At 44.2% G+C, this 4620-nt stretch carries 5 protein-coding genes; all 5 read right to left on the reverse strand.

Going from position 1 to position 4620, the window contains the following annotated elements:
* Positions 1-602, reverse strand: a 602-nt coding sequence (locus tag B4C48_RS00375) for an aldehyde dehydrogenase family protein (protein WP_291352308.1), incomplete at its 3' end; no start/stop codon positions are given.
* Positions 603-677: 75 nt separating this feature from the next.
* Positions 678-2291 (reverse strand): GMC family oxidoreductase, encoded by a 1614-nt coding sequence (locus B4C48_RS00380; RefSeq protein WP_291352310.1) that lies wholly within the window; start codon positions 2289-2291, stop codon positions 678-680.
* 145 nt (positions 2292-2436) lie between these two features.
* Positions 2437-3108 carry a class I SAM-dependent methyltransferase gene (locus B4C48_RS00385; protein ID WP_291352312.1) on the reverse strand — a complete coding sequence of 224 codons (672 nt, stop codon included), beginning with the start codon at positions 3106-3108 and terminating at the stop codon, positions 2437-2439.
* Positions 3109-3161: 53 nt separating this feature from the next.
* Complete coding sequence (locus B4C48_RS00390; protein WP_291352314.1) at positions 3162-3938, reverse strand: Rossmann-like and DUF2520 domain-containing protein; 777 nt, start codon at positions 3936-3938, stop codon at positions 3162-3164.
* 142 nt (positions 3939-4080) lie between these two features.
* The coding region (locus B4C48_RS00395) for an OmpA family protein (RefSeq protein ID WP_291352316.1) at positions 4081-4620 on the reverse strand (540 nt) is incomplete at its 5' end.

Consider the following 4620-nt stretch of genomic DNA (forward strand, 5'->3'; position numbering starts at 1 on the left):
GTAAACTTTTGTGCAGTCTGTGCATCACCGGTAATAACATTGACATGGCTTTGGGCAAAATTTTCCGCAATCAGCTTTTTAAACAGTTCAGAAAATGTTGGCGTGTATTCGCTCATTTTCAGCATGACGTTGTTGCCGGCAGCTAAAGCCTGTGCCAAAGGTCCGATCGCCAAAAACAAAGGATAATTCCAGGGCACAATCACGCCAATAACCCCTAAAGGCTGATACATGACATAGCCACTGGCCGGCTGGAACAAAATGCCGACTTCACGCTTACTCGGCTTCATCCATTTTCTTAAATGCTTCAGACTGTGTTTGATGCCATTCAAGCTGGTCATCACCTCAAACAGACGGGTTTCATCTGAACTGCGGTTGGAAAAGTCATGGCTGATGGCTGCCGCGATTTCATCCTGATGCTGCGCAACCATTTGATACAAGGTTTGTAAATGCTGCTTGCGTTGCTCAAAACCTGGATAGGTCTGGGCTTTAAATGCCTGCTTTTGCAGTTCAAAAACCTGCTGCAACTGCAGGTCTGCTGTGTCAGAATCTTCTGCCCCAAACTCATCGATGCTGTCAAAAAGCTGATGTTGTTCCATCGCCATAGTCTTATTTCCTATTTTTCTTGTTTTACAACATAAATGAAACTTCAGCTGATGTCAGTACAATTCCTTGTCTATTCAAGCCACATACTGTGTGAAAGCACTTTGACGAATCAAATCGACCGCTTTTTCCGCAATCATGATCACCGGCGCATTGGTGTTACCATTCACTACAGTCGGCATAATGGATGCATCCACCACACGTAAATTCTGTATGCCATATACCCGTAATTGCGGGTCAACCACCGCCATGTCATCCATTCCCATTTTACAGCTGCCCACCGGATGATAAACCGTGTCTGCCCGCTCACGCAGAATCTGGCGAATATCATCATCGGTTTTTACATGCTCGGTAAACAGATCGCGTTTATAAATTTCGGATAATGAAGGGGACTGCATCAGTTTTCTCGTGAGTTTAAAGCCTTGCACCAAGTCTTCCAGATCCTGCTCATCTCCCAGGAAGTTAGGATCGATTTTTAATGGGTCAGAAATCTTGTTACCGCTGAGCTGAACCGAACCGCGGCTGCGTGGATTTAGCAGACAAACGTGGCAGGAAACGCCGTGGCTGGGATGAAATTTACGTGCATGATCATCAACCAGCGCCACGACAAAATGCAACTGCAAGTTTGGAATGGTCAATGAAGGATCGCTTTTTAAAAAACCGCCACATTCGGCAAAGTTTGAAGCAATCATGCCACGGCGCTCCTTGCGATAACGTCCCAGCTGCTTAAACAGATCCAGTGAGCCGGACATAGACACACCAAACGTGCCCTGTATATCTTTCACGCTATAGCCAAAAATAAAGTCTGGATGATCATGAAAATTTTTACCTACACCCGGTAAATGATGCTTCACTTCAATTTTATGTGCTGTCAGCTCAGCCTGATCACCAATGCCGGACAGCATCAGAATTTGCGGAGACTGGATTGCACCGGCACTCAGCAATACCTCTTTCCGGGCACGTAGCTGTTTGATTTGCCCCGCATGCTGCACTTCTACGCCTAGTGCAGTTTTCTGTTCAATCAGAATTTTCTGTGTCAGTGCGTGGGTTAAAACGATCAGGTTGGGACGCTGCAAATGTGGATATAAATAGGCACGGGCAGCGCTGCAGCGTTCACCATTGACATGCGTAACTTGATAAACTCCCAAACCTTCCTGTTCCGCACCGTTAAAATCATCCAGTATTTTGTAGCCTTCAGCTTTGGCAGCAGCAATATAACGCTGATGCAGTGGATTATCGGTACGGATATCGGAAACTGAAAGCGGCCCCGAGTTGCCATGATAGTGATTCTGTAAGCGTTCGTTATTTTCAGATTTAATAAAATAAGGCAACACTTCTTGATAAGACCAACCAGTATTGCCTAAAGAAGCCCAATGATCATAATCGGCCTGATTGCCGCGAATATAAATCATGGCATTAATATTGGAAGAACCGCCCAAACCTTTACCACGTGGCTGATAACCTTTGCGTCCATTCAGCCCTGCCTGTGGCACAGTCTCAAAAGCCCAGTTGTTAATTCTGGTCGGTAAGCTGACCACAGCTGCAGCTGGAATATTTACGGTCCAATTTTCCCCATTTCCCCCGGCTTCTAATAAACATACCGAAATGTTTGGATCTTCAGTTAAACGACTTGCCAAAACACTGCCGGCACTGCCCCCGCCAATCACGATATAATCGAATTCCTGCTGCATCTTTCTTATTCCTTAACATTATTTTTATTGATTAGTTTTATAATGTCTTTTAATAACATAGAACGCGATGCAACAGCAGTGTCTTTTATCCAAATTAAATAAATATATGAATGTGCAGTAATTAGACCATCTTTACGACAGACTTTTACATTTTAGCCATAAAGCCCTGATAGGATAAAATTTGCGTAAAGCGCTCTACCGCATCAAAACCACAGCCTTTAAGTTGTTCAAATGTTTCCTGCTTCGAGAGTGGAAAAAAATCATCGTCTAAACGATCCACCATCGCCGCAGTCTGTGAGGGCGTTAAGCCATTTGCCTCACATATAGATCTGAGTGCTTGTAGCTCCTGAGTAGACTTAATTTTGGTTAAGTCAAAGGTCAGGAATAGTCCTTGAGATTTTAACCGCGAAGAAATAGCTTTAAAGAAATTGGGCTTATCTTTAAAGTCCACAAAATGCGTGACCAAAATGGAAAGTGCTGCATCAAAAGATTGGCCTGTTTTTAACTGGTCTACATCACCCAGGACAAACTCCACCCGATGCGATGCATTTAAGGCATGGATATGGTGTCTGGCTTTATCCAGCATGTTTTCCGACAACTCTGTTGCAGTAAAGGTCCAGTCAGGAAATAACTGAACCAGATGACCCAGTTCATAGCCGGTACCACAGCCAACAATCAGCACATGTGCATATTCATCCACATATGTTTTTAATAAAGCCCGAATTTGTTGATGTACCACTTCGTAGCCGGGAATGAGCTTCCGTATATGTTCATCATAGCCATCAACCACATACTGACTGTTAAAATCCTTGGCCATACGCGCCTCCTTTTGCAATGCATGATCTCAATCTGTTTAAGTTTAAGTCACTCTTAACCATGATGCGATTGCAAAATCTGCTGACTCATCAAATTGTAAACATTTTTCAAATCTTCCCGTTTGGCGTCATTCAACATCTGCTGATGCATATTCAGGATATTCTGATCGCCTCGCATTGCAGGTCCGGTCTGCATCTGCTTAGGGTCATGCTGTACGGCTTTATGGGCTGTTTCTAAAATTAAGGGATAAAGCAGTGAGAAATCGACCTGTTTGGCATCGACAATCTGCTTCGCCATGTCATAACAATAATTGCTAAAGTTACAGGCAAATACAGCCGCCAAATGCAGGCTTAAACGCTGTGCCGATGTATAGGTATAGACGCGTGAACTTAGGCTATTTGCCAGCTCGGACAATTGCACCAGATCATTCGCCTGGCTTACTTCTACAAACAATGGCGTGCTCTGCCAATTCACTTCGCGGGCCAGACTAAAGGTCTGTAAAGGATAAAACACCCCGGCACGTGCATGAACCTTTGCCAGAACTTGAATATCAGTACTGCCTGAGGTATGCACAATTAAGACATCGCTTAATTGTGCATGCACCTGTTGAATGACCTCAGCAATGGCCTGATCGCTCACGGCAATAATCACCAAATCGACATCTGTTTCAAGTTCTGCAATATTGACCGTGGCCATGGCAGCGACCTGACTCGCCAACGTCTGGGCATGTGCTAAAGTTCGGCTATAAACCTGCACAATTTGATGATTTTGGCTTAAAACAATAGCCAGATGATGGGCTACCCGTCCTGCGCCAATAAAACTGATTCGCATAGCTAAGTTCACGTTTTACAATTCAGTTCAAGCATGCCAAGAATAAAAGGACGAATCAATTCGTCCTTTTATTTAATTGCGATTTAAACAGTATGGTTATACATACTGTTTTAAACTGAGATAAGGTCTGTCTTCAGTATATTTACTGTTTATTGACGCCCTGCTCATCCACTTCACGCACCACGCCCGTTTCGGTATTTAATACCTCAAACTCAATACGGCGGTTTTTAAACTGACCTTCATCTGTTGCATTATCCGCTACAGGTTGTTCCGAACCATATCCCACAGCTTGCAACTGGGCAGGATCTACCCCCTGTTTAACCAGATAATCCATAATGGCTTGAGCACGTTTTTGTGATAATGCTTTATTCGCCTCAGCATTGCCTACGGCGTCTGTATGCCCTTTTACCGTTAATTGAACTTGTGGCGCGCGTTTCATCAATGCCGCAGCTTGATCCAGAATGGGTTTATTGGCCTCTGGAATCTCTGCACTTGCGGTAGCAAAATTAATAATCTGCATATTCAATGCGGTAGCAACATCCAGTGCACGAATCTGCTCCGGATTAATTGCTGCCAATGCTTTTTCTGCATTGCTATTACCTTCATTAATTGCAGCCTGATTATCTACCGATGCTGACGCACTGCTCATTGCTGCGGCCTGAGTCAACACTGTCATGTTTTT

This window comes from Acinetobacter sp. UBA3106, assembly GCA_002365595.1.
In the GTDB taxonomy this organism is placed as follows: domain Bacteria; phylum Pseudomonadota; class Gammaproteobacteria; order Pseudomonadales; family Moraxellaceae; genus Acinetobacter.